Source organism: Paenibacillus solanacearum, from assembly GCF_910593845.1.
Lineage (GTDB): Bacteria > Bacillota > Bacilli > Paenibacillales > NBRC-103111 > Paenibacillus_G > Paenibacillus_G solanacearum.
In genome coordinates, this window is record NZ_CAJVAS010000012.1 from 12,370 (window position 1) to 38,306 (window position 25,937).

A 25,937-nucleotide genomic window follows, 5' to 3' on the forward strand; every position below is an offset into this window, starting at 1 on the left:
TGCTATGGTAGTTGGAGACGCATCGGTTGAAATTGACGTTCTCGTCATCGGCGCAGGTCCCGGCGGGTATGTGGCGGCCATTCGTGCCGCCCAGCTCGGCAAAAGCGTACTGATCGTAGACAAAGCCGAGCTCGGCGGCGTCTGCTTGAACCGCGGGTGCATTCCTTCGAAAGCTTTGATCTCCGCGGCGCATCAATATGAGGTGGCCAAGCATGGCGAATCGATCGGCATCGTAGCCGACAACGTAAAAGTCGATTTCGCTAAAGTGCAGGAGTGGAAAAGCGGCATCGTCAAAAAGCAAACCGGCGGCGTCGGTATGCTGCTTAAAGGCAACAAAATTCAAGTGTTTAACGGCGAGGCGCTGTTCATCAACGATCATGAAGCCCGCGTGTTCAACGATAACGAAACGGCTCGCTACCGTTTCAACCACTGCATCATCGCGACCGGCTCCCGGCCGATCGAGCTCAAGGCGTTCCCGTTCGGCAAACGCATCCTGTCTTCGACGGAAGCGCTCAGCTTGTCCGAGCTTCCGAAGAGCATGGTCGTTATCGGCGGCGGCTACATCGGCATCGAGCTGGGCCAAACGTTCGCGAAGTTCGGGACGAAGGTCACCGTACTCGAAGGCTCCGATTCGATCCTTCCGGGCTTCGAGAAGGAGCTGTCCCAGCTCGTAGCGCGCAACTTGAAGAAGTCCGACGTCGAGATCGTCACCGAAGCGCTGGCACAAGGCTGCGAGCAGACGGATAACGACGTGACGGTGACTTACACGGTCAAAGGCGAAGAGAAGAAAGTAACGGCCGACTACGTGCTTGTCACGGTTGGACGCCGCCCGAATACGGACGGCGATCTTTCCCTCGAGCTCGCCGGTGTGGAAGTCGGCGAACGCGGTCTGATCAAGGTGAACGAGAAGGGCCAGACGAGCGTGCCGCATATTTATGCGATCGGCGATATCGTGCCAGGTCCGGCGCTCGCTCACAAAGCTTCGTACGAGGCGAAGGTAGCCGCCGAATCGATCGCAGGGCTGCCTAGCGTCGTGGATTACAAGGTCATCCCGGCCGTTGTCTTCTCCGATCCGGAAATTGCCGGCGTCGGCTTGAGCGAAACGGAAGCGAAGGCGAAAGGCATTAACGTTGTCATTGGCAAGTTCCCTTACGGCGCGAACGGACGCGCGCAGTCGATGAACGCGACGGACGGCTTCGTGAAGCTTGTCGCCGACAAAGACAGCGGCCTGCTGATCGGCGCGCAAGTCGTCGGGGCGGAAGCGTCGAATCTGATCGCGGAGCTGACGCTCGGCATCGAGATGGGCGCGACCTTGGAAGATATCGCGCTCACGATTCATGCGCATCCGACGCTTGGGGAAATTACGATGGACGCGGCCGAAGGCGCACTGGGCCATCCGATCCATGTATTAGGCAAGTAAAACAAATGGTTGTTGCAAAGCCCGCATAGATGAGCCGGGACTCCATTTCGGAGTCTGCCCGCACGGCTCATCCGCGGGCTTTTGTTGTGTTTGTGGGGTTGTCGCGTTACAAAGCAAAGTCCAAGTTGAGAATACCCCAACTTGGACGAGAGCTGAACACTTTATTTTACTATCGACTCGGAATCATCTATGTTCTTAGTGAATTGATGCGGATGTGACGCTTCCTCAATATTTTTTAATGCCCAATGGGTTGACGGTACATCACGCCACGTGGAGATTGTCCAATCTTGTGAACCGCGTTTTAGGATCTTGTTCATCATTGTGACAGCTTCGGCGCGAGTCAGCGGTTTATCAGGCTGGAAAGAACCGTCAGGCAAGCCTTCGATTATACCTGCTTGTTGGACATTGGAGATGTCCTTCTCTGCCCAATGACCTAAGGTGTCATTAAAGGTCGCATTCGCATCTTCTTGCAATTCCAGCCAGTGCCTTACGATTGTGGCCATCTCCGCTCTTGTGATGGACTGTTCCGGGTTGAATGTTTCGTCAGGGTAACCAACCATAAGACCTTTGGAGCTTACATAGCGGATCGCCGGCTGTGCCCAATGATTTGCAGATACATCCGAGAACATGAGGTCATGGCCATCTTCGCGTGTTGCTCCAGCCTCAATACGATACAGAATCATCGCCATTTCCGCTCGGCTGACCCCTCTATCAGGCTTGAACGTTTGATCAGGGTATCCTTCCATATAAGCATCATGATGCTTCGACGCTTCCTTTGTCTTAAGGTACTCTCCCCATCCCTCCATGTTCAGAATGGTAAAGGTGCTGAATTTATTAACTCCGAATTTCAACCCCAGCTGACCGCCCGAATAGTCGACCACTTCAGGCTTTACCAACTGACGGTCGCCATCGCTATGCTCGATGAAAATAACGAGGTCAGCTAAGAAGGCTTCACGCTCTTGTTCGTCTGTAGGCAGCGTAACATTCCGTAAGGGCAGTACGATATCAACCGCTCGACTGGAAAGATTCGTTTCGATGGTCATTGGACGGGCAACAACTTGAATACGGTTATCGCCAGCGACTTCTTTCACCATCTGTTCAACTCTGGCCCGTTCCTCGACCTCGGTGCGCTGTGTTTCATCCTTGATCGGAACTACTCGGAAGTACAGATTATCCGTTAATCCTTGCAGTGAGTCGTTAGGAATGACGATTTTGGCATTATCCGTATAGATCTCGAGGTTTAATCCGCTGCTTGCTAACTCAGCAGCTGATTCCCGAGGGATCGTAATATCAAGCTGTGATACTTCGTCGTTCGGATCTGGTATCACGATACGTACAGTCTTTTGTCCGGATGCTTTGGCATTCTCAACCGTTTCCTTGGCTTGATCTGCGTTGAATGTGACTTCATCTCTTTTGGTTCCATCGGTATTCATTGTGCGTTTGATCGCAGCGGAGGATACCACCGAACCATTGCCCGTATCCACAATAACAGAAATCTCTTCGGTTACATCAGGAGAGGTATCGTTGTCCTGTACTGGTTCTGATACGATAAATGACATTTCTAGTTGATTGGAGACAATAGATTCGGGAGCGACAGTCTGTTCTTCAACCGCAGCCAAGCCAAACTCCGGTATGCCGAGAAAAATGAGAAATAGCAGTACTACTGCTAGCCTTTGAGTGAGTTTGTTCATCAGCGTATTCATTTTAGCTTAAAGCTCTGGAATAGGTCATTGTCTTCTCAGTTTCCGAAAATTGTGTTCCTTCTCCATCCGAATCCATCTTAACAGTCACATCGAATTGTTGAGCTCCGGAGTAAGTAAGATTGTACAGAATAATATCATGAATTCCGCTTGAATTCACAGATGAAATCGGCAAGGTCAGGACTTTTGTTACAGGGTTATAATGTTGTGCTGTGATGGGTGCAGTCCCGGAGCCATACGAATAAGTACCATACTCATTACCGACTAAAATAAGATTGTTTATCCCCTTACTCAAATCGATCGTAAGCACTCCATTCGCAACATCGTCCGTAGAGCTGTACTGTAATTTGGCCCCAATCCCCATAGGTATGGGTGTTTTACCAGCAGTTACCCAATAAGGATGAAACACCGATAAAGAAATATCGGATGGAACCGAGCTGGGCGCTGCGTTATCCTTTACCGCGATCAATTTGGCGGAAAAGGGCGCTCCGGCCGTTGTATTGAAGGTGACATTAAATGTGCCCGAGGTCGCTAGGGTAGCGGATCCTATCGTAAGTCCTTCTTGTAATACATAATAGGTGCTTCCCGTTACTGTGAAAGATCGCGCAGGCACGCCGCCGACGGTTAAGCTGCTCACTGCCGATGCGCTAGCGGCAGGAACCTCCAGCAGGACTCCGACGGTTTGCGCTGCAACATTGCCTCCTGTAATCTCAGTGCCCGGGTTCACGTAATAAGTGACGTCTTGTCCCACGTCCTTCTTCGCATTAACGTCTTTCTTCGCCTTTTGGGAAGCCGCGGCATCCCATGAAAGAGTAATCATATTTTCGTTCAAAACATTCGAAGTCACATTAAATTGCAATTGCAGGTTGTTCCCGATCAAATTGTTGGAAGTTACACTGGACTCGGTAACTGCTGCAGATGTCGGTGTCGCTAACGAACTGATCAGACAAGTTGATAATACGGCTGCTACAGCTGCTTTCTTAAACGCTTTTGCTACTAAATTCACGGATCTCATTCCTTTTTTGGTTGGATTTCGACATAATTCCTCATGTTTCGAAGTGGATTTAATATAACACAGGAGATATATGGTTCGTAAGTCCTATTTAATATAGGACTTCATGTAAAAAAGCCGTTCTCCAAAGGGAACGACTCACTCTCGTCTATTTATTTATTAAGATGAATATAAAAGCTTGTTCCTTTGCCTAAGGCACTTTCTACGTGGATGAAGCCGTTATGCTTCTTCATGACATTTTTACAGTAAAATAAGCCAAGGCCATAGTGATTCTTCATCTTCTTGGTAGAAAAAAACGGATCAAAGATCGTGCGAAGCGTTTCCTTGGAAATCCCCTGACCCGAATCTTCGATTTGAAGAACAACTTCCTTGGAGGTCTCCGACAAGCTGACCGTGATGAGCCCTCGATTTTCCATAGACTCTACTGCATTTATCAGAACATTATAGATGACTTCCTTCATGTGTACGGGATCCAGGTATACGTCGGGAACTGATTTGAAATTTCTAACTATGATGATATCGCCGCCTGTTGTTCTTTCCAGCTTCTCCAAACACTGCTCCGTAATAAGCATAACATTGCCCATTGTTAGGTTTACTGCTATGGCCTGAACCCGCTCGTTGATCTTCGTCATCATGGTTTGGATATGATGTACGGAGTCGGCTGCCATGGTGAGCATCTCTTCGACTTCCAGTTCAACATTGGAAGATTTGTGCATATCAACTTTATTTTGAAGGGTATGCTGTATCTGATGCAGCAGTATATCTATCTTTCCGATTTCATTCTTGATCGTATGGTTAAGTAAACTTGATCCACCTTTCAATAAGTGTAATGAAGTATCAGCTTTCAACATTTCAATTTTTATTTTAACGCCAAGAACTCCTTGCTTTACCCCAATCATCAGAAAGACAACCAAGAATCCAATCGCAAAAATGTAATTATACTGGAATAAATCGATTTCGTAGATATAAAATATGTAGCTTCCCGCAATACAAAGCATGGTGGGGACGATCAAAAGATTCGTTAATAATCTTTCAATTTTTCTAAAAGGATGCTTTTCCTTGAAATACGCAAGTACGAGTAGAACAACACCCAAGGTCATGAATATGATCACAAGCCACACCACGGGCAACTCATTATACCCTTCATAATTTATACGTCGGGTTGGAGTAAGAGGGGTTAACAACCAAACGATAAAGATTAGAAGCAGTCCGGCCGACATGAGCTTCTGTCGGTTCTTTCTGCTGAGAAGCTCTGAGTATACAACACCAAACATCCCGAACGTATATGCCAAAGTCACATCTGCCAAGAAGAACATCGTATTCATCAGTAAATTGGATGCATCGGGATTACTTTAGATCGAGGAGAAAAACCAATATCATAAAGCTTCCCGTATATAGAGCAGCGCTGAGCCACCTTAATGAGGAATTCCGAGGATTGACCCCTATGATTATGGTTGCCAATACAAATGCGATGATTAACGTTGTAATCATCGGTCAAGCTCCTTGTCACTTAATCCTCTGCTCTTAATCGTTCGGATGACTTCCTTCATTGAGCTGGCCTTGAATTTACGGAGGATACTGGTTATTTGGTTTTTGAGTGTACCTTCTGACTTGCCTAGTTTATCTATGAGTTGTGAACGTCCGATTCCTTCTTCACTTAGAACAACGATTTCCTTCTCAGCCGCTGTCAATTTACTGTATTGCTCAGCTTCTTTAAGGCGTAAAAATTCCTTCACAAGGATCTCTTGCGGTGAGGTCGAATGTAGAACGCCTCTGATTACATCGGGAATTTTCCTGAAGTCGCTTTTACTAACGTACTGAATTGCTCCCGCTGTGTAGGTATCGATGATGACTTTCTCATTGTCTAACGAAGTTAAAGCAATAACTTTGGCAGAACTCCTCTTCAAACTTAACTCGAGTGTGGCCTGTATGCCATCTAGGTTATTGTCCGTTAGATTGATGTCCATGAGGACAATGTCAACCTTGTTGTTTGAGCAAAAGGCGAGGGCATCCTCTTTGGTTTCGACGGATTGAAGTACCTGCAAGTCAGGCTCGTTATTGAGAAACCTCGTTAACATGGTTCTCCAGACCGGGTCATCTTCGACTAGCAAAATTGTAATTTCCAAGACGTTCAACACCTTTTCTCGACATGTTCCATTCATATCTTACCACTGGTTCGAGGTGTCGCCAACTCGATGTCCCGAATCGAGACAAGAGCCTCAGTTGAGTCCGAAGTGCCTAACGAGGAGCCTTTGTCCTTACTGGCGCTTGCTGGATCAAAACGACAAGCGGCGCGGGACGAAGAAGAGTTCCGTTATGCGGAGAGAGGCGGTGCCGCGCAATGAATATGCAGCGTCAGTTACCCGTGAGATAACGCCATACTGCGAATTTAAGACGCACCGGGAAACATACGCGATGCGTACTTTACAAAAAGCAATGATTGGAATATGATGAATTTGTATTATCAAATGAAATTTAGTTTCATTTAATGAAACTAATTCATGAATAGGTTTCAGTTATACAATCCATCAGCTCAATGAGACAACAGGTCGATCCCCGAGCACATGATGCTCTATTTGCAGCACAGCATATTGCTTCAAAAAAAACAGGATAAAGGCGGTGCGGTACATGGATATCAAGAAAAAGGTTCTCGAGCAATTCGGTAAAAACGCGCAGGAATACGTGGACAGTCCGATCCACTCCTCGCGTGACGATCTGGAGATTCTGGAGGCATGGGTGAAAGCCGAGCAGCCTGCCGCGGCGCTCGACATCGCAACCGGTGGAGGACATGCAGCGAACACGGTGGCCCCATGGGTAGGGCAATTGACGGCGCTGGACTTGACGCCCGAGGTATTACATGCGGCGGAGACGTACATTGCACGAAACGGGCATTCGAATGTCGCGTTCGTCCAAGGGGATGCGGAAGCGCTGCCGTTTGCCGCGAATACGTTCGAACTTGCCGTATGCCGTATTGCGGCGCATCATTTCCCGGACGTGGACGCCTTTGTGAGCGAAGCGGTTCGGGTCATCAAGCCCGGCGGCTGTCTGCTGCTGCTCGATAATGTCGCGGCCGAAGCAGACGCGCTGGATGAGCTTTACAACGAAATCGAGAAGCGGCGCGATCCGAGTCATGCCCGAGCTTGGAAAAAATCGGAGTGGCTGCGAAAGGTGGAGACGGCCGGACTGGAAACAGAACAGCTGCTTCAATTCCAGAAAACGTTCCAATTCGAATCCTGGTGCCACCGAATGAAATTTGACGGCGAACCGAGAGCGGCGCTGGAGCGCATGATGCTGGAGCAGCCGGCTGCCGTTCGGCGAGCGCTTGGATTGCAGACCGAGGACGGGAAGCTCGTCAGTTTCGAAGGCAAGTACATGATGCTGCGTGTGAGAAAGCCAGTAGTTTGAGGCTGCCAGCTTTGTATCTTTCAAGAAGACATAGACGAGCGCTGTAACGCGGCGCTTTCGTATGATAAAGTCAGCCCAAGATGATACGCTTCGCTTCATAGACAGGTTTTATGATGTCACTTGTCTACAAATGGGGAGGAGGAGCCTATCAAGAGTGGCTGGCTTTTTGTTTTGTGGAGACGTAGTTGGCAGTTCGGACGTGCTGCCGATCGACTGAAATGGTGGAGAGCGATTCATTTTTACGATAGCATCCGATGTAAATTACCGGTATAATTTCCATTAGGAAGGCATCCGATTGGAGCCTTACCTGAAGTGATCCAAAGCAGTATGCACTACAAAAAAAGCTCTGATCCGAAACGGACAGGGACTTGGGAGGCGCTTTATGAAAAAAACGATGGCACATCTGCACGAGAAGAAGAACAACGGGCAAAAAATCGTCATGCTCACTTGTTACGATTATCGGACGGCCGTGCTGCAAGAACAGGCGGGCGTGGACGTCATCTTCGTCGGTGACAGTGTCGGCACCAACGTATTAGGCTACGGCAGGGAAACGGAAGTCACGCTGGATGAAATATTGTATCATTTGAAAATGGTCAAACGCGGAGTCCACGATGCGTACCTGCTCGCCGATATGCCGTATCGGACTTACGAAGAGCCCGAGATGGCACTAATGACGGCGAACAAATTGCTGGCCCAAGGAGCCGATGGGGTTAAGCTTGAAGGGATGCAAGCTCCGGTCATCGAGCTGCTGCATGAGCACGGCATCGAAGTATGGGCGCATCTTGGCTACAATCCGCAATTCCATGAGAATGTGGCCGCTCAAGGCAAAACTTTCGAAGATGCGGCCGTCTTGGTGGAGGGGGCATTGGAGCTGCAGCAAGCGGGCGCCTGCATGCTGGTCTTGGAACTGATTCCCGAGGAGCTTGCGGACATCGTTACGAAACGGCTGTCCATTCCTACGATCGGGATTGCTGCGGGCCGGCACACGGATGGGCAAGTGCTAATCGTCCATGACATGCTGGGCATGAACCCTCAAAAACTGCGTCATGTCAAACCTTATTTCAATTTTAACGAGCAGGCGCTTCAGGCGTTTCACGCTTATGCCGAAGAGGTGCGCCAGTGTCAGTTTCCCGAAGAAATGCATGTAAGACATATGAAGGAATCCGAATTGCGGCGCGTCGAGGAATGGCTGCGGTCTGTACCGTAACTGTCATGTCACTCGATAGACATTGATGCAGCATCGTCCAAGGGCGCAGAGCTATAGTGCGGAGCGCCGAAGGTCGGGCTGTCATCGAAGTGGAACGGATCGCCGCAACAACGTTAAAATATTCAAAAGCAGCCGCAGCGGCTGCTTTTGTCGTTTCCGGACATTTGTGCGCCGCGTCGAATGTTCTTCTCTGCTGACTTTCCTTTTCGGTAAGTTGATTTCAAACGGCAACCCTCCATTCACTTGACAAGGTTAATTAACCGGTAGTAAAATAATATCCAGAGGAAGTTGAACAAATGTTCAAAACAATCGTTCAAAACAATCGTTCAATCAAGTGCACACAAGCGAGAAAGCGACGATAAACCGAGGAAATGACTAAGCCGATTGTACGCGTAAACCGCAACCGCAACGTTTCCGGCGATCCGGTGCTGCAGCCACAACTGTAATTGTGTGTAAATGCCTTGTGCGCGGTGAAGAAGCATAAGCAAGTCTTATTGAAATAATATGGGATATTATGGTTTATCTAGTGACTTCAGTTCAGGCGATTTAGACAGCTGAGGCGGTCACCACCTACTACGGAATAAACAAAGGAAACGCAGCAAGCTCGAGCATCGGGCCTAGTGCTACCAAAAGGAGGGACTTATGAAAAACGATATACAGGGGAAAGACGTAAAACTGAAAATTTTAAACGCAGCCAAAACGCTGTTCGCCCAAAAAGGGTACGAAGGAACGACGGTCCGGCAAATATGCGATGAAGCCGGCGTTGCGCTGGCGCTCGTATCGTATCATTTCGGCGGCAAGGAGAATGTGTTCTACGCGCTGTTCGAGACATATGCGCCGAGCTTTTTGCAGAAGGCGTACGATCTTGCGGATCCGGTAGCCGATCTTCAGTCGCTGATCCGCGAGTTTGCGCGATTCCGGCTTGCGGAGCCGGAGCTGATCAATTTGCTGCAGCAAGAAGTGATGATGCAGAGCCCGCGTCTGGAAAAGGTGCAGCACATCGTCTACGCTTTGTGGCTCCAGCTGCGCGCGATTCTTGAAGCCGGCAAACGGCAAGGACGGTTCGAATATGAGTCGCTGCGGCATACGGTTCATTTTGTCGTAGGCACGCTCATTTTTACCCGCAACAGCCCGTTCTTGGATCCGGTGCTGCAGTCGAAGGAGGACCTCCCGGTCAAGGAGGAACAGGAGGACGTTATCCGGTATACGATCAGTTATATTTTGAACGGTTTAAAATGCAATACACCGTAACGGTTTCAGCGGGAAAGACGGAGAGGGGAACATCGGGATGAAGAAACAGGTGGTAGCGATCGTCGTATTGGCTTTGGCGCTGAGCGGGGGCGGCTGGATGCTGGCCGCGGACGGCAAAGACGCCGTAACGCTTGCAAGCGCGCGTAAAGCGAGCATATTAACAGCGGAGCAGGTGAATGTGTCGTTCCAAGGGGTCGGCGGCAAGATCGTCACGCTGACGGCGATGGAGGAGCAGGCCGTCAAGAAAGGCGACGTGTTGATGGCGCTCGACCCGACGGACGTCGATCTGCAGTTGAAGAAGGCGCAGGCCGATGTGGAGCTGACGACGCTCAAGATCGGGCAGGCGGAGGACGGCATCGCGGTGGCGGAGAGCAAGCTGGGCAACGCGGTGAAGCAGGCGCAGCTCGGGCTGTCGCAGGCGCGAACGCAGCAGGCTCAGGTGGCTGAAGGGGCGCGCGCGGAGGATATCGAGCGGCAGAAGCTGGCGGTGGAGGCGGCTGAGGAGTCGTACTCGCACGCGATGAAGATGTATAACCAACTGCGCAATATTCAAGATACATACGAGGGCAACGCGTATTCGTACAAAGACTACCGCGATGCGGTCGAGAATGCGCGCAGCCAGGTTGCGACGCTGGAGAACGCCAGAAACCAGCAGCAAGCGGCGCTGAATAAAATGCTGAACGGCGCGACGGACAAGGAGCGGCAGCAGGCCACGCTCCAGACAGACAAGGCGCAGGCGGTGCTCGAGCAGCAGCAGCTGGCGGAAGGGGACATCAACAACCAGCGCATCGGCATTGACGCGCTGCACAAGCAGTTGGAGCAGCAGCGCATTGTGCTGGAGTCGCTGAACGTGCAGAAGGAGCGGATGACGCTGCGGGCGCCGGCGGACGGGAAGGTCGTGAAGGTCGTGCCGAAGCTCGGGGAAAATGTCGGTTCGGGAACGCCGGTAGTGCTGCTCGAAACCGGCAAGCTGTACTTCGACCTGTATGTGGATGAGCGGCAGGTCGGCAAGTTCCAGCCGGATTCGGCGGTGCCGACGCGATTCGCTGCGCTGCCGGATCAGGTAGAAGGCAAAGTACGGTTCGTCACGGCTGCGCCGCAATTCGCCGCATTGCGCATGAGCCGGGAGAAAGGTACGGCCGATTTGAATACGTTCCAGATTCGCATCTATGTCGAGCGGACCGACAAGCTGCTGCCGGGGATGACTGCGGAGGTGCAGGTTGATGAAATCCCATCTTGACGAGTGGCGGGTCGCGCTGTCCGGCAAATTCATTCCCGCGATTCTGATCGCTCCGCTGCTTGTGGCCGCCTTGTTCGGCTATATGTTCCGGAACAGCCAGATCAACGAGGCGCCGATTGCCGTCGTCGACGAAGATAACAGCTCGTACAGCCGCAGCTTCATCGACAAAGTAAATGCGACGCAGTACATGGACGTTACTGGCGTATTCAACGAAGCGGTCGCGCCGGAAACGCTGATGGCCAATGAGAAGTATATGGCGGTCATCTACCTTCCGCGGGGCATGGAGGAGCTGCGCTTGCAGGGCAAGTCCATCAATGTCGGTCTGTTGATTGATAATTCGATGCCGTCGGCGGTCGGCAACATTCGTACGGGCATGCAGGAGCTGATCACGATCGAGAACACGTCGCTATCGGTCGGCAAGCTGAAAGTCATGGGTTTGGGCGACGAGGCGGCAATGGGCATGGCGGCGCCATTTTCGCTCCAGCAGCGGCTGCTGTTCAATCCGACGTCCGACTTCATCGGGTTTATGGTTATCGGCTTCGTGAACGTCGTGGCGCTCGGCATTACGGCGATCGCAGCCGCTTCGATCGTTCCCCGGCTGCGCGTGGAAGGAACGCTTGGTGAAGCGCTTCGCGCACCGATCGCGCTATGGTCGCGGGTTGTACCTTACGCCGTCGTCTCCTGCATCAGCTTGCTGCTCGCCTTCGGCCTGCTCAAGCAGCTTGGCGGACTTCGGTTCGTCGGATCGGCGCTCGCGTTCATCGTTCCGCTGCTGCTCTACACGCTGACCGTCAGCCTCATGGGCATGGTCGTCGGCTGGACGGCGGCTGACCCGTCGAAGGTGGCGCTGCGCACATACGCGATCGTGTATCCATCCTTTATGCTGTCCGGCGTACAGGTGGCGCCGATCATATTCCCGGCTCCGATCCAGGCGATCAGCCATATGATGCCGCTCACTTGGCTGTTCAAGTTCATTCGCGGTATGGGCTACCGGGGAGGACGCCTGACGTACTACGTTCAGGAAATGGGCGTGTTCGTGGCGATGATCGGCATCTTATCGCTGCTCGTCGGCTTGCTGACGCTGAGAGAGACGCGAAAGGCCAAGCTTCGCGCGAACTTAAGCGAGGCTGCCGCCTAATGGAACCGGCAAGCGCTGACGTTCCTCCCGAGCCGGCAGAGCATCCCTTACTCCGTGTGCTGCCCTTGCCGAGCAGTACAGTACAGCACGCGCAAGAAGGGGCTCCGTCAGCTTTGGCTGTGGAGATCGGAGCTGGGCAGCGGACTTATCGTAATGAAACAAGCACCTCATCGCCGTCGGCTCAAGGGAGCAGGCGACCGAGGTGCTTGTTTTGTCATGCTGCGGGCTTCCTTAGCGCGCCCGTTTTCTCGGTACGACCGACGAATGAAGCCACGGCGCGACGGCGTTGCGGCTAGGTCTGGCCGGGGCTGCAGACAAGGCTGCCAGCGCACGTCCCGACGCGGCATGGCGAGGCGCGCTTTTTTTTGTTGGCCGTGCCGGCGGCAAGGGCTTCGCTAGTAGCGCCGGAGCGGGGGGATTGCTTTTCCGCGGCTGCGGCTGCTTGGGTCGACGGACCGATACGCTCGATTGCTCGACCGCGAACGGCTCGGCTTGCGTCACGCCTTCCGGCAAGCCGAGCACGCGGGTAGCGTGGTTGTATTCGAGTAAGTAGGTGCCGTTTTGCGTGATGCCGAGCTTGACTGCCGCTTGCACCGGAAGGATGCAGGATTCGTCAAGCTCGTTTTCCGGCACATGCAGTCGAAGCTTGACGGGCGAGGCGTTTCGTTTGACCGTAATCGCAGATTTTGCCGGATGCCGGATGCCGAGCATGCTGAGCAGCGAATAGCCCATGACGATCCTCTGCTGACGGCTCGGATGCCGTTCGATCTGAACGTTCGCATGGTAACGGCTGACCGAAACGGGCGCGATTTTCATTTCCATCTTATCGTCCAACGTCACGCGGCAGCGCGAGCCGTTCGCAAGGCCCAGTTGTTTGGCGGTTTGCGGATGCAGCTCCATATAATGAAAGGAGCATTCGTTCGAGCTTTCGCGAACGATCCGAACTTCTTTCTCCTCACTTCCCTTGCTCAAGGTGACCGTCATGCCGTCTTGAAGGCCGTAAAGTTCATGAGGATACCCGTTCATGCAGTCCGTCACCAGTACCATGCTGGACGCATCCACATCGGAGCTTACCCATACATCCAATATTCCCATTGCCATTCTTCATCACCCCAAGTGTTCAGCTTCGCTCGTGACAAACGTCATTCTACAGCATATGCATCAGGGGGATTCGCGGACTGTACCAATGTCCCTACTCTTCCGGACGAATGGAGACTCCGGACAGGAAACGGCAGGCCGTCATGCGGGTGCTGAGGGTAGGAGACTACCCCGCGACGCTGGAATAGGTTCTCAGGCCGTAGGTCCAGACGGCGTAAGCCAGCAGCATGACCCCGACCGCCGTCGCCGGAACGCCCCATAGCGCCCAGCCGTACAGGTCGGGTCTTAGCAAGTAAGCGGCGGGATAGAAGCTGCCGATAGCGTAAGGAATCACGTAAGTTAACAGCCCGCGCAGCGCCGGGTGGAATATGTCCATCGGGTAGCGGGTGAAATCGAACAGCCAGTTGATCGGATAGATGAGCGAGCGCACTTCATGCACCCAGAACGTCAGTACGCTGATGACGAGCAGCACGGCAAACTGGATGACTGCGCTGCATACTAGGGCGATCAGGGCATAAAGGACGCTTCCCGGCGTCCAGGCCAGATGCAGCTGAGAAGCCGCGTACGTCATAATGACCATACCGGTCGCCAGCTGGCCTACCCCGTTCAAATCTTGAGAGTAGCCGATCGCCTGGAAGAGCACGCCGACAGGGCGCACCAGCATGACGTCCAGACGACCGCGGCGTATATAACCGGTGAGCGAGAACGGCGCGTTAAAAAAAGTTTGATTCAATGCCCTCGCTGTCGCCGCAAGCCCGAATATGAACACAAGCTCGTAAAAATTCCAATCGGCGAGTGCCGGAATGCGCTGGAAAATGACGGTCAAAAATACGAGTGTGCTTCCTTGTGCGAGTATACCGGCGATGAGAGCAATGAACGTATCGGCACGGTATTCGACGAGCGTTTTGAAGTATACTTTTAAAAATTGCGCGTACATTCCCGTCAAAAAGGCCGTTTGCTGCAGCGCATTTCGCTTCGGCGGAATCATCGGATCACCCCCCGTTAATGGACAACCGTTTGGCTGCTTGCGTCCAAAGCAATCGGCTGACGGCGATCATGACGATCGCCCACGCAAGCTGTTCGGATAAAGCGGCAATGATCTGTGCGCCCGACAACTGTCCCGTGTAGATCGACAGCGGAATATATGCCATCGCCTGGAACGGCAAATATTCCAGTATGGTCCGCAGCGCGGAAGGGAAGTAATCGAACGGAATCAGCGTCCCTGCAAAAATATCGACGATCGCCCGTTTGGCCAGCTGTACGCCGAACGTGTTGGTCGTCACGAAAGAAATCATCATAATGATCGAATTGAGGCTGAACGCGACCAAAAAGCCGATGAACAAGCTTGCGGCAAAGCCGAATGCGGCCGCCCAACCGGCCGGGGGCGAAATCCCGAGTACATAGACGAGCAGCAGCAGCGCCGGAATATTGACCCACAGCATCTCGACGGCGAAAAAGCCGAACGCTTCAATAAATCGCTGCAGCTGGAAATCGACCGGGCGAATCAGGTCAAGCGCAATATCTCCGCTGCGGACACGCTCGGCGATCGCATACGTCGGCGCTCGCTCCGCCGGGGACCAGCGGGCAAAATTGATGGCTTGGCCGACCATGACATACGTGATCAGCTGCTCCCATGGCATTGTCTGGGCGCTGGAGTGCGCGTAGATTGCTTTCCACAGCATGAAGTACATCAAGCTGAACATGAGTGTGGCGATCAGCGTCATGACAAAATCGAACCGGAATTGCATCCGCTGGCGGACGGCAATCCGCGACAAACCGAACAGTCGGCTTACCGTCTGCATGATCAGCCCGCCCCTTCCAGTGACAGCCGCTGCGCGGAGGGATTCACCGTCAAGCCTTCCCGGTAAATGCGGCTGATAAGAGCGTCAATGTTCTCGTCCTGCATGGTCAGATCTCTCGGGGGAGACGCATCAAGCAGCAGCTTGAGCAACGCGGCGGTATCCGTCCGGCGCTGGTCGTATGTAAGGCGGAGCACTTGTTCTTCGACGGTGGCGCGAACCCCTTCGTATACGGCGAACAGGGCAGCGGCCGATTCCGCCAGCAGCGGATGATCGTACGTGGCACGAATATGCCTCTCCGTTGCAAAGTGGTCGCGAATGTATTGCAGGCTGCCGTCATAAATCAGCTTGCCTTTGTCGATGATCATCGTTCGCGGGCACAGCCGCTCGATATCCTGCATATCATGCGTCGTCAGCAGCAGGGTGACGCCTTTGTCCCGGTTCATTTTTTCAATAAAAGCGCGAATGCGCTCCTTCGCGACGACGTCGAGTCCGATGGTCGGCTCGTCGAGAAACAGCACATCCGGGTCGTGCAGCAGCGATGCGAGTATTTCGCAGCGCATGCGCTGCCCCAGCGACAGCGTGCGCACAGGGCGTTCGAGCAGGTGCGCAACCTCGAGCACCTCGGTGAACTCCTCGAGGTTGCGGCGGTACACCTCCCGCGGAATGCTGTACATGTAGCGCAGCAGCTCGAAGGAATCCCTTACCGGCAAATCGAACAGCAGCTGGCTGCGCTGGCCAAATACGACGCCGATCCGGTAACTGCTGCGCTTCCTGTTCTTGTGCGGAATATCGCCGGCCACGGTGATGCTGCCGCTTGTCGGTTCGAGAACGCCGGTGAGCATTTTGATCGTCGTCGATTTTCCCGCGCCGTTCGGTCCCAGATAAGCGACGCTTTCGCCTTGTTCAATGGCAAAGCTGATATCCTCCACGGCCACCATCGTCCGTTTATCCGGACGCACGAGACTGAGCAGCGTCCCGAACCGCCCGGAACGCCGCACAGGGGTTACAAATTCTTTTCGCAAATGACGGACTTCAATAAAAGCCACAGCCGTCGCCTCCTTTTGAGCCAAACCCCAAATTTAGGAAAATATGAATCTCATTATATCAAATGTGCCGAAAGCGCAGTTGGTATTTTTGGCCGATGCGGCAGGCTGCTTATATGCATTGAAAATAAGAAAAAGCCGGATACCGAACGTATTCGGGACCCGGCCAACCTCTGTTTATTGTTTGAATATGCCAAGCGAATCGCGCAAGCCGTGGGAGAGCTGCTCGAGCTCTTTGCCTGTTTCGACCAGCTCTGTGCTGGATTCGTTTTGTTTGACGACAAGGTTAGCTACATTTTCCGTAGAAGCCGTAAATTCCTCCGAGACGGCGCTGACCTGCATCAGCACCTCATTCAGTTCTTTACCGGCTTCAAGCGAGATGCGCAGCGATTCCCACACTTCGGCGAACCGTTCCGAGAACTCCTGCATCGACGTGGAGACGGAGTTGAAGATGCTTTGCGATGCGTCAGAAGCCGCCAACTGGCGCGAGAAGATCGGCATAGACTGCCTGACCAGATGGTTCGTCTGCTGCATGTCCGATTGAATCCGATCGATCACATCGCCGGCGGAGCTGATCGACTGCTGGGATTGCGTCGCCAAATTACGGATTTCCTGAGCAACGACCATGAACGATTTGCCGGCTTCGCCGGAAGAAGCAGCGACGATGGCCGCGTTAAGCGACAAAATGTTGATCTTCTTGGAAATGTCCTGCAGCAAATCGAGCACGACGGATATGGAATTGGTGCTGTCCTGCAGCTGACGCATGTTCTGATTCAAATCTTTGACGATCGATTCGACCATTCGGCTCTGCTCGGACAGCTCTTCCATCGTTGTCAAGCCTTCCTGGCTCGCCGTCTTCATTTGCTCGGTTACCTGCTGCATCTTGGTATTTTTGTCCATGACGTCGTCCAGGCAGTGATGGAGCTGACCGGTCAGCTCGTTGCTCTTCTCCGCATCGGAGGCGAGGTTCATTGCGCCCTTCGCGACTTCGTCCATCGCAACGGCAATTTCTTTGGAAGCAGACTCGTTCAATACGACGAGCTCCTGGATTCGGTTGCTCGATTGGAGCAACTGCTTGGCCGATCCGCCGGTATTGCTGACGATATGGCTGATGCTTTCCATCATCCGGTCGAAGCTGGTGCTGACGGAGCCGATCTCGTCCGTCCGCTTGAAGCCCAGCCTTACGCCAAGGTCGCCTTGCTCGGCCTGCTGCATCTTGCGCTGTGCGATCAGCAGCGGTCGGCCGATGCTGTAGTATACGAGCCAGCCCAGTGCGAGCGACAGCAGAATGGAGCCGGAGATCAGCCAGTAGAAGCTGTTTTTGATTTTGCTTGCGTCCTCGAGCAGGCGGGACTCCGGAATGGCTCCAACTAAGATCCACGGCTGGTTCTCTAGCTTTTTGCTCACGGTAAGGTACGCTTGCTTGCTCGCGTCAACATACCGGCTTAACGCTCCGTCGCTTTCCGGGTCCGCTTGAACGGCTGCGGGCTGTCCAAGCTGGATGCCTTCCCGGTTCGAGAAATAGGTGACGTTGTCGCTGCCGATCAAATGGACATCCCCGATGTCGCCGAACGTGATGGCTTTCAAAATATCCTCGAAATACGAAAGCTTGTACTCCACGATAAGCACGTCGGCCCAGACGGCGTCTTCCGAGCTCCAGAAAGCTTTCGCAATACCGAACACCCGGGCATTGTTGTCGAACGTGAACGAGCCGGCCTGCGGCGGCAAATACACGTTTTTGCCTTTGGCCTTAATGACCTGATCCACCCAAGGCAGCGAGTACAGCTGCGGCTTCGACTTGGAGGATTGCGGGATGAACTGCTGGTCTTCCCCGTTGTAGCGAATCATGGAAACGGAGAAAATCATCGCGTTGTTGGTTAGCGTTGTGTTTTGCATATAGTTCAAAAACGCTTTGTCCGCATCGGACTTCGGCTTGTTCAGCGTTGCGGCGTTTTTGACCAGATTATCGCGTTCCACCTCGAGCATATACTGCTCTTTCGATTTGGTTTCCCCGGGCTTCAGCGCTTCGGCCATTTTCTGAATCTGCGTGTTCGCCGTGGAGATTCGCCCTTGCAGCTTCTCGTATTCGGCCAGATCCGTATCGACCAGAGGAACGAGCTTGCTTCGCTGCTGCGTCAACACTTGGTTGCTGGTCGCGAATAAGGCGATGCTGTTGAAAAAGCCTTCCATCTGCCTGTACCACAGGTCGATGTTTTTGGCCGCGTCCCGCGTGACCTGCTGGGCATTGTTGCCTACTTTTTCCTGCAGAGCGGTTGTTGAGATGCGATACACGGTCCACCCCGAAACGGCGCATCCTGCGACAATGCTGATAAGAAACAGGATAAACAGCTTAAAACCGACGGAACGCATGCGGCTAAAGCCCTGGGTGATCCGATTCTTAACATCTGGATACACGATAAAACCCCCTGGTTGTATGTGATGGATTTATTGATCGGCAGCCGCCACCGGTAGGTCCGATGTACCGGATTGCCGTCGCCGGTGTTGTATCATGCTAGTGAAAAATGGGTTGTAAGTGTTTACATCACCGTCTCTATTTTATTTTATCCTGTGTGAAGATAGTGTGAAGATTGTGGCAAATGGTGGCAATTCTGAACAAAAAGTCTCATAAATCGATAAAAATTTCAGGATATCTCATTTGGAAGTTTGTGATCATCGGCCCATATGTACGCGGCTGACATATTCTGAAAAAGTGCAGCAATGCGTGAAGTGCTGGCGTGCAAATCCCGGGTGTGTGTTGTGTCGCTGCACGGTGATCGGTTAAACTCCGGCTAAAATCGTGACGAAAGTCCGGTTTACCGTACCGAGTTGGCTGTGATCACCGGGAGAGCTTCATGCAGCGCATACTCCTGAGCCGGGAGCTGTAAGTGCGGGCGGTGCGAAGACGCCGGTTGTGTACTTGTACGTCGTAAATGAGTCGGGGTAGTCTTAACGGTTTGTGTGGGGGGATGACTATGCCTGGCCGTACGCTTGCGTATTTCGTGTAGCAAACGAACAAGCGCGTTCGCCGTGTCGGGCGAGCGCGCTTGCCGTGGTACGCTGGAGGAGGCGGTGATTTCCATACGCCCGTGAGTTCCGGGCCCGCGTTGCGGCCCTGCGCGGCGGGCGGTTGAACTCTACGAACGTCAGGAAATCCATGGCTGCTGCAATGATGCGGATAGTTACGGATTTACTTTAACCAACAGATTGTGATAGACGGTGTTGCCTTCCTGGCTCGTATACGGGGGAACGCTTCGGCCAAAGGTGTTGATGATAATGTTTTTTTCTTTTGAATACGTGATCCGAATCTCGTAGAGACTGACGACTTCATCCAGGTCAGCGTACATGACCGCCAAATTTTGCGGTGCAAGCGAATAAGGGAAGAGGACTGGATCGTTCTCGCCGATGAGTACCGGAAGAGAGATCGGATTCGAGTAGTTGGACCAGTCTAGTATTTCTACCGTAACGGAATTGGCATGGCGCTTGTCCACGTTGACCAGATTGACAACAGCGGATATCGTTCCCGGCTCTCTCGTCAGAACGCCTGTCGATACAGTGTGTGGCATAAGAAGAGCACCTCCTTTCATCTCAATTAACATACAATATGCTAGAGACTGCCGACTCGCTTAGGTATAATAGGAAAATAGACAGTTAACAGGAGAGCCTCGTAACGGTATGCATTGAAAATAAAAGGACGGAGGAATCGCGGATGACGATCAACTGGATTGCGATCATCTTTTCTTTTTTGGTATCGGTCGTTTCGTTATATCGCTTAATAGCCGATCCGATCAGGTATGGCATGAAACGATTTATTTTGTTGACGGTTATCGGCTGTATAACGATGATCGGCGCGATCATTTTTTATTGGAATGCTAGTTTACCCAAAGTCGGGCCCATCGGAAACGGGCCGAACGAGTCGCTCAATTGGGCTGTATTTCTTATGTTTATGACGCTGGGAGGCTGCTGTGCCGTTGCAGGCGCATACGGGATCGGTAAACATATTTCGTCGGAACAACGGGATGATGAGGATCCTAGCAACTGAGGCCTGCATAAAGGTAAGTTTCCAGCCTCGTTGGAATGATGGTCGAAAATAGTCCGTTTAAGGCAATACATAGTTGCCCTGATCGAATGTACAGTCGCCGGTTTGCCGGGAATAAGCATAAGAGGCAGAATCCCATAAGTAGTAGGATCAAACCAACTAATTTTGAGGCGTGGAAGGGAAAAACGTCAAATAGTTCGTCAAAACCTACTACTCAGAGGGGAAGGGCTCTGAATAGTAGGTTTTGGGCAATTCGAGGGTAAAATCGATGAATGATGGCAGAAAATAGTCCGTCTAGGGCAATACATAGTTGCCCTGACCAAATGTACGAGTCGCCGGCTTGTCGGGAATAAGCATAAGAGGCACATAAGTAGTAGGATCAAACCAACTAATTTTGAGGAGTGGAAGGGAAAAACCTTCAGCTCCGAACTTCAACCTTCAACTTTCCCCAAAACATCTCCCCTAACCTCCCGAGCTTCTCCGAACATCATTCAAAAATTAAATCCATATGATGATCAGGCTTACGCTCCATCGGCAAGCGCCTTTCTGAACTCGGCCGTCAGCAGCGGGACGATCTCGAACAGATCGCCGACAATGCCGTAATCGGCGACTTGAAAGATCGGCGCGTCAGGGTCTTTGTTGATCGCGATAATGATGCGCGACTGGCTCATGCCGGCCAGATGCTGGATTGCGCCGCTGATGCCGCAGGCGATGTACAGCTCCGGCGTTACGACCTTGCCGGTCTGGCCGATCTGCAGCGCATAGTCGCAGTAGCCGGCGTCGCAAGCCCCGCGGGAAGCGCCTACGGCAGCGCCGAGGATGTCAGCGAGCTCCTCAAGCGGACGAAAGCCTTCGGCGCTTTTGACGCCGCGCCCGCCGGAGACGACGATCTTCGCCTCCGTCAGGTCCACCTTCCCGGAAGTTTTGCGCACCACGTCCTTGACCACGGTGCGCAGCGATGACGGCGGGGGATAAGGGACCGATACGATCTGTGGCGGCGCAACGCCTCCGTTAGTCAGCGCTGCGTCGTGTTCGCCAGTCGTCGATGCATCCGAGCTGGCTGCTTGTGGAGCATCGTCGCCGTCAGGAATCAAGACTGTGGGTCTGTCTGCTGACGGAGCGGCATCCCCGACGGCCGCTGTTGCGTCGTGCCCACCAGCCGTCAATACATCCGTGCTGTCTGCTTGTGGCGCGTCGTCCCCGCCAGCAGCCGGTGCATTGTCCTCGCCTGCCCTTGGAACCCCGCCAGCCATCCCCGCACCGCCAGCTGCCTGAGTACCCCGAGGCATGGCCGGCGGCACGTTGTTCGGGCGCAGCGTGACGACGAGCGGGCCGTCGGAGGCGGCCTCGACCGTTTCGAACGCTTTGCCGGCGTAAATCGGCCGGATGAAGCGGGGAGGTGCGGCGGCATCTGCGCGGTCGATGGCGATGACGTCGGATATTTGCCCGGCTTGCAGACGTGCGGCGATCATCGGCGCCAGATCGCGGCCGATCGCGGTATGGCCGAGCACGACGGCGCATGGCGATAGCTCGCGGAGCAGCGGCGTCAGCGCATGGCAGCAGGCTTCCGGATTGTACTGCTCCAGCTCCGCATGATCGATCAGGTAAATCCGATCGCATTCGTATAAAGCCAGCGTGCTGCCGAGCTCGGACAGGTTGCTTCCGAACGCGACGAAGCTGACGGCATCGCCTTCTCGGCGGAGCAGGTGCGCTGCCCGCAGCGCCTCCAGCGTGACCTGCCGCAGCTGTCCTCCGCGTTGTTCCGCAATAACGACGATCGTTCGGCTCATGGGTTTCATTCCTCCTTTTGCATGCAGTTTCTAGCCTCAGACGACACCCTGCGTACGCAGCAGCCGAACCAGTTCCGCCGCTTGCGCCTGCGGCTCTCCTTGCAGCCGCTGTCCCGCTTGTCTTGCGGGAGGCAGCGACAGGGCGACGCGCGCTGTTTTGGCGGAAGCTTCGGCCGCGGTCAGATCAAGATCGGCAAGCGTCAAGCGGTGAAACGGCTTTTTCTTCGCTTTCATGATGCCGGGCAGCGACGGGTATCTCGGCTCGTTCAATCCTTGCTGTGCCGTGAATACGGCCGGCAGCTTCACTTCAACCGTCTCCGAATCGCCTTCGGCATCGCGTATGGCGGCAGCCGTGCCGGCAGCGGGATCGATATCCAGCCTTGTAATCGACGAGACGTGCGGCAGATCGAGCAGTCCGGCGACGCGGATCGCCGTCTGCCCCGCTCCCTGGTCGACCGAGAACAAGCCGCCCACAATCAAGTCGACCGAAGGCTGCCGCTTCAAATAAGCCGCGAGCACGGCGGAGCAGCCGAAGCCGTCGGCTCCGACCTCTTCGTCGCTGATCAGCACCGCTTCGTCGGCGCCCATCGCAAGGGCGGTCCGAAGCGCTTCGGCGCATCGCTCCGGACCGACGCTGATGACGGTCACGCTGCCGCCGTGCTGCTCTTTTTGCCGGATCGCTTCTTCCACCGCATACTCGTCGTAAGGGTTTATGATAAATTTCGCGCCTTCCTCCGACACGGCGCCATCGGCAAGGACCACCTTTTCCTCCGTATCGAAAGTTTGTTTCAGCAGTACATATATGTTCATTTGCTCATGGCTCCTTTCCGGTTATAGGGGCAGGCATCGGCTCGGTTAGGCTCGTTTTGGATAAAAGGCAGACGGTTTTTTAACGAATTCAAATCCGTTCGGCCGTTTGGCGTAAAAGGGAAGCTCCCCGACAGTCGTATTGTTTCTAGAAAGAAGATAGGCAAGTTCGAGCGGTGACCTTGTGATCGAAGCTGGACGGAGGCTTTACAACGAGCACCAATCCCGGGTCTGCGTTCGGCACTGCATAAGGCTCGTTAACCCTACAGGACAGGGAAATCCCGCCTTCCACACATCTCCGGGGCATGAGCTTGAAATACGACCGCGCGCCCGATGCAGCGATGCATGCCTCATTACAGTGTATTGTGGCCTTCGGTTGAAAAATGCCATTCGATTCGACAAAAATGCGGCGCTGCCGCGAAAAACAATCATGTCACGCAAAAAGCGCACATAAGATAAGAATTACACAGGTAATGTAAGCGTTTTCGGACAAACTTGTCGAACTCCGGCTTGTCATCAGGAGCGAAAGGATGGGAGCGCAGATGTGGCAATGGATCAATTTCCTTTTGTTTGTCGTCGTCACCGGCAGCGGCATCTATTGGTTTGTGCAGGCGGTTGCCCGGCGCGCGCTGTACGTTCGGCTCGGTCAGCAGGATGAGGAAGAGGCGCGGAACGCCGCATCGCCGAAGCCTTCGTCGTCGGAATTCGCCCGCCAAGTGTTCGGACACAAGAAGCTGCTTAAAGACTGGAAGAGCGGCGTCATGCATCTCATTCTTTTTTACGGATTCATTGTGCTGCAACTAGGGGCGCTTGATTTGATCTGGAAAGGACTATCCGGGGGGATCATGATCCCGGTACCCGGTTATGCCGCCTTCGGTTTGTTTCAGGAAATTACGGTGCTGGCCGTGCTGGCCGCCGTCGTTTACGCCGGATTCCGGCGCTATGTCGAACGGCTGCCACGCCTTAAGCGGGGCTGGAAGCCAAGCGCCGTATTGTTTTTTATCGGAGGACTCATGCTATCGGTCGTGCTGTCGCTGGCGTTCGAGCGGGTGTGGCACGGCGCGGAGCCGTCGATGCTTGCTCCTGTGTCTTCATTGCTGTCGGCAGGCTTTGCCGTAATAGGATTATCCGGGACGGCAGCGCAAGTGCTATTTTATGCAAGCTGGTGGCTGCACTTGCTCATCCTTCTGTCATTCCTCGTTTACGTGCCGCAATCGAAGCATTTTCACATCATTACCGCTCCGGTCAATCTGTGGCTGAAACGCGGTAAATCGTCCACACGGCTGCAAAAGCTCGACCTGGAGCAGGAGGATACGGAGACGTTCGGCGCGGGCCGGATCGAAGATTTCACACGGATGCAGATGATTGATTTTTACGCATGCGTCGAATGCGGGCGCTGCACGAATGTATGCCCTGCCTCCAATACCGGGAAGACGTTGTCGCCTATGCATTTGATTACGAAGCTGAGGGATCATTTGACCGAGAAGGGGGCTGCGGTGACGTCCAAATCGCCTTGGGTGCCGGCCTTTGCTTTTTCGCCGGAGCAGACGGCTCATCACATGAATGCGATGGAGGAGCAGCCGGAGTGGAACCGCAAGTCGCGAATGTTGACGGACATTGGGCCGACGATCGGATGGCAGCAATCGTCGTGGCAGGCTGATTCCGATAAAAGTCCCACAGAGCTTGAGCTGATTGGCGATGTCATGAGCGAAAGTGAAATTTGGTCGTGCACAACGTGCCGCAACTGCGAGGATCAATGCCCGGTCGGCAACGGGCACGTGGACAAAATCATCGACTTACGCAGGCATTTGGTGCTGATGCAGGGCAGCATGCCGGCGGAGGGCCAGCGCGCCATGCAAAATATCGAGCGTCAGGGCAATCCGTGGGGACTGAGCCGAAGCGACAGGGCCCGATGGACCGGCGAGATCGAGGGCGTGCCGGTGCCGACCGTCAAGGAGAATCCGGGCTTTGAGATCCTGTTTTTTGTCGGCTCGATGGGCTCTTACGACCTGCGGAGCCGGAAAGTATCGAGGGCCTTCGTGCGGCTGCTGCACGAGGCGGGCGTGAGCTTCGCCATTCTCGGCAACGAGGAGAAAAATTCGGGAGACACCCCGCGCCGCATGGGCAACGAGCTGTTATTCCAGCAGCTGTGCCAGGACAATATCGAGCTGTTCCGCAAATACAAGGTGCGCCGCATCGTGACCGCTTGTCCGCATACGTACAACATTTTGAAAAATGAATATCCGGATTTCGGGATGAAGCACGTAGAGGTGCAGCATCATACGGAGCTGCTTGCCCGGCTGTTGGAAGAAGGGAAGCTGAAGCCCAGCCATATTGTGCGGGAGCGGGTCGTATACCATGACTCCTGCTACTTGGGGCGGTATAACGGCGTTTACGAGCAGCCGAGGAATATATTGAAGGCGATCCCCGGCGTCCGGCTGCTGGAGATGGAGCGGTCGCGGGACAATGCGATGTGCTGCGGTGCCGGAGGCGGCATGATGTGGATGGAGGAGACGGGAGGGAAGCGGGTGAACGTCGCGCGTACCGAGCAGGCGCTGCAAACGGCGCCGACGGTGATCTCGAGCGCTTGTCCGTACTGTTTGACGATGATGGAGGACGGGACGAAGCTGAAAGAGGCGGACGACCGGGTCAAGGCGCGAGATATTGCGGAGCTGCTGGAGCAGTCCGTATTCGGCAAAACGTAAGCGGAGCGAGCGAGGCCGATGTTCTGACTTGCAGCGTCATATCGGCGCGTTCGGCGGCAAACATCTTGTGAAGCCGTGAGCGATTCCACGTATTAGGGGATATACGAAGAGAGTCATGCCATGCATTGCTTGCTAAGCCGTTTTCTGCGAATCCGAAGGGGCAGAGCAGGCTTCCGCTAAATGTTCGTTATAAGAAACGAAATTTGCTTACGAAGCCCGTTTTCTTACGAAAACGCAAAGCAAATGCTTACGAAGTCAGTTTTCTCACGAAAACTCTTAGGAG

The 25,937-nt window shown here is 53.7% G+C and carries 20 protein-coding genes; 8 read left to right on the top strand and 12 right to left on the bottom strand.

What is annotated here, in order from left to right; all coding sequences use genetic code 11:
• Nucleotides 1–4: 4 nt before the first annotated feature.
• The gene (gene lpdA / locus KXG62_RS15000; RefSeq protein ID WP_218092803.1) at nucleotides 5–1,420 is read left to right on the top strand and encodes a dihydrolipoyl dehydrogenase; all 1,416 of its coding nucleotides are present in this window, start codon (nucleotides 5–7) and stop codon (nucleotides 1,418–1,420) included.
• A gap of 161 nt (nucleotides 1,421–1,581) precedes the next feature.
• Here lpdA and KXG62_RS15005 read toward each other — a convergent pair whose 3' ends face one another.
• From KXG62_RS15005 to KXG62_RS15020, 4 genes are all read right to left on the bottom strand, one after another.
• The gene (locus tag KXG62_RS15005; RefSeq protein ID WP_218092804.1) at nucleotides 1,582–3,123 is read right to left on the bottom strand and encodes an S-layer homology domain-containing protein; all 1,542 of its coding nucleotides are present in this window, start codon (nucleotides 3,121–3,123) and stop codon (nucleotides 1,582–1,584) included.
• Between the two features lies 1 nt (nucleotide 3,124).
• Complete coding sequence (locus tag KXG62_RS15010) at nucleotides 3,125–4,126, bottom strand: hypothetical protein (RefSeq protein ID WP_218092805.1); 1,002 nt, start codon at nucleotides 4,124–4,126, stop codon at nucleotides 3,125–3,127.
• A 158-nt stretch (nucleotides 4,127–4,284) separates the two neighbouring features.
• On the bottom strand, nucleotides 4,285–5,430 hold the full coding sequence (locus KXG62_RS15015) for an ATP-binding protein (RefSeq protein ID WP_246627473.1): 1,146 nt from the start codon (nucleotides 5,428–5,430) through the stop codon (nucleotides 4,285–4,287).
• A gap of 189 nt (nucleotides 5,431–5,619) precedes the next feature.
• Nucleotides 5,620–6,258 (bottom strand): response regulator transcription factor, encoded by a 639-nt coding sequence (locus KXG62_RS15020; protein ID WP_218092807.1) that lies wholly within the window; start codon nucleotides 6,256–6,258, stop codon nucleotides 5,620–5,622.
• Nucleotides 6,259–6,760: 502 nt separating this feature from the next.
• Between KXG62_RS15020 and KXG62_RS15025 the strand changes: the two genes are divergently transcribed.
• The 5 genes from KXG62_RS15025 to KXG62_RS15045 all read left to right on the top strand — a co-directional run bounded on the left by KXG62_RS15025 (nucleotide 6,761) and on the right by KXG62_RS15045 (nucleotide 12,373).
• Nucleotides 6,761–7,537 carry a class I SAM-dependent methyltransferase gene (locus KXG62_RS15025; RefSeq protein WP_218092808.1) on the top strand — a complete coding sequence of 259 codons (777 nt, stop codon included), beginning with the start codon at nucleotides 6,761–6,763 and terminating at the stop codon, nucleotides 7,535–7,537.
• A gap of 382 nt (nucleotides 7,538–7,919) precedes the next feature.
• Entirely contained in the window at nucleotides 7,920–8,744 is an 825-nt protein-coding gene (gene panB, locus KXG62_RS15030; RefSeq protein ID WP_218092809.1) for a 3-methyl-2-oxobutanoate hydroxymethyltransferase, read from the top strand.
• A 642-nt stretch (nucleotides 8,745–9,386) separates the two neighbouring features.
• Nucleotides 9,387–9,995, top strand: coding sequence for a TetR/AcrR family transcriptional regulator (locus KXG62_RS15035; protein WP_218092810.1), 609 nt, complete (start codon nucleotides 9,387–9,389; stop codon nucleotides 9,993–9,995).
• Between the two features lie 37 nt (nucleotides 9,996–10,032).
• Nucleotides 10,033–11,235 carry an HlyD family secretion protein gene (locus KXG62_RS15040; protein WP_218092811.1) on the top strand — a complete coding sequence of 401 codons (1,203 nt, stop codon included), beginning with the start codon at nucleotides 10,033–10,035 and terminating at the stop codon, nucleotides 11,233–11,235.
• Entirely contained in the window at nucleotides 11,219–12,373 is a 1,155-nt protein-coding gene (locus tag KXG62_RS15045) for an ABC transporter permease (RefSeq protein WP_218092812.1), read from the top strand. Before KXG62_RS15040 ends, KXG62_RS15045 begins: the two co-directional genes overlap by 17 nt.
• A gap of 231 nt (nucleotides 12,374–12,604) precedes the next feature.
• Here the strand turns inward: KXG62_RS15045 and KXG62_RS15050 are convergent, their stop codons facing one another.
• From KXG62_RS15050 to KXG62_RS15075, 6 genes are all read right to left on the bottom strand, one after another.
• Entirely contained in the window at nucleotides 12,605–13,474 is an 870-nt protein-coding gene (locus tag KXG62_RS15050) for a hypothetical protein (RefSeq protein ID WP_218092813.1), read from the bottom strand.
• A 163-nt stretch (nucleotides 13,475–13,637) separates the two neighbouring features.
• Nucleotides 13,638–14,459, bottom strand: a complete 822-nt coding sequence (locus tag KXG62_RS15055) for an ABC transporter permease (RefSeq protein ID WP_218092814.1) — start codon at nucleotides 14,457–14,459, stop codon at nucleotides 13,638–13,640.
• A 4-nt stretch (nucleotides 14,460–14,463) separates the two neighbouring features.
• Entirely contained in the window at nucleotides 14,464–15,273 is an 810-nt protein-coding gene (locus KXG62_RS15060) for an ABC transporter permease (protein ID WP_218092815.1), read from the bottom strand.
• A gap of 2 nt (nucleotides 15,274–15,275) precedes the next feature.
• Nucleotides 15,276–16,319, bottom strand: a complete 1,044-nt coding sequence (locus tag KXG62_RS15065; protein WP_218092816.1) for an ABC transporter ATP-binding protein — start codon at nucleotides 16,317–16,319, stop codon at nucleotides 15,276–15,278.
• Nucleotides 16,320–16,493: 174 nt separating this feature from the next.
• Complete coding sequence (locus KXG62_RS15070; protein WP_218092817.1) at nucleotides 16,494–18,731, bottom strand: methyl-accepting chemotaxis protein; 2,238 nt, start codon at nucleotides 18,729–18,731, stop codon at nucleotides 16,494–16,496.
• Nucleotides 18,732–19,495: 764 nt separating this feature from the next.
• A complete protein-coding gene (locus KXG62_RS15075) occupies nucleotides 19,496–19,879 on the bottom strand; it encodes a hypothetical protein (protein ID WP_246627459.1) in 384 nt (127 codons plus the stop codon).
• A gap of 143 nt (nucleotides 19,880–20,022) precedes the next feature.
• On the opposite strand from KXG62_RS15075, the gene KXG62_RS15080 reads away from it, so the two are divergent.
• On the top strand, nucleotides 20,023–20,355 hold the full coding sequence (locus KXG62_RS15080) for a hypothetical protein (RefSeq protein ID WP_218092819.1): 333 nt from the start codon (nucleotides 20,023–20,025) through the stop codon (nucleotides 20,353–20,355).
• Nucleotides 20,356–20,873: 518 nt separating this feature from the next.
• Here the strand turns inward: KXG62_RS15080 and KXG62_RS34380 are convergent.
• Together KXG62_RS34380 and KXG62_RS15090 are read right to left on the bottom strand one after the other, a co-directional pair.
• Complete coding sequence (locus tag KXG62_RS34380; protein WP_218092820.1) at nucleotides 20,874–22,142, bottom strand: electron transfer flavoprotein subunit alpha/FixB family protein; 1,269 nt, start codon at nucleotides 22,140–22,142, stop codon at nucleotides 20,874–20,876.
• 36 nt (nucleotides 22,143–22,178) lie between these two features.
• On the bottom strand, nucleotides 22,179–22,952 hold the full coding sequence (locus KXG62_RS15090) for an electron transfer flavoprotein subunit beta/FixA family protein (protein ID WP_218092821.1): 774 nt from the start codon (nucleotides 22,950–22,952) through the stop codon (nucleotides 22,179–22,181).
• Between the two features lie 539 nt (nucleotides 22,953–23,491).
• Between KXG62_RS15090 and KXG62_RS15095 the strand changes: the two genes are divergently transcribed.
• A complete protein-coding gene (locus KXG62_RS15095) occupies nucleotides 23,492–25,654 on the top strand; it encodes a (Fe-S)-binding protein (RefSeq protein ID WP_218092822.1) in 2,163 nt (720 codons plus the stop codon).
• Nucleotides 25,655–25,937 lie beyond the last annotated feature (283 nt).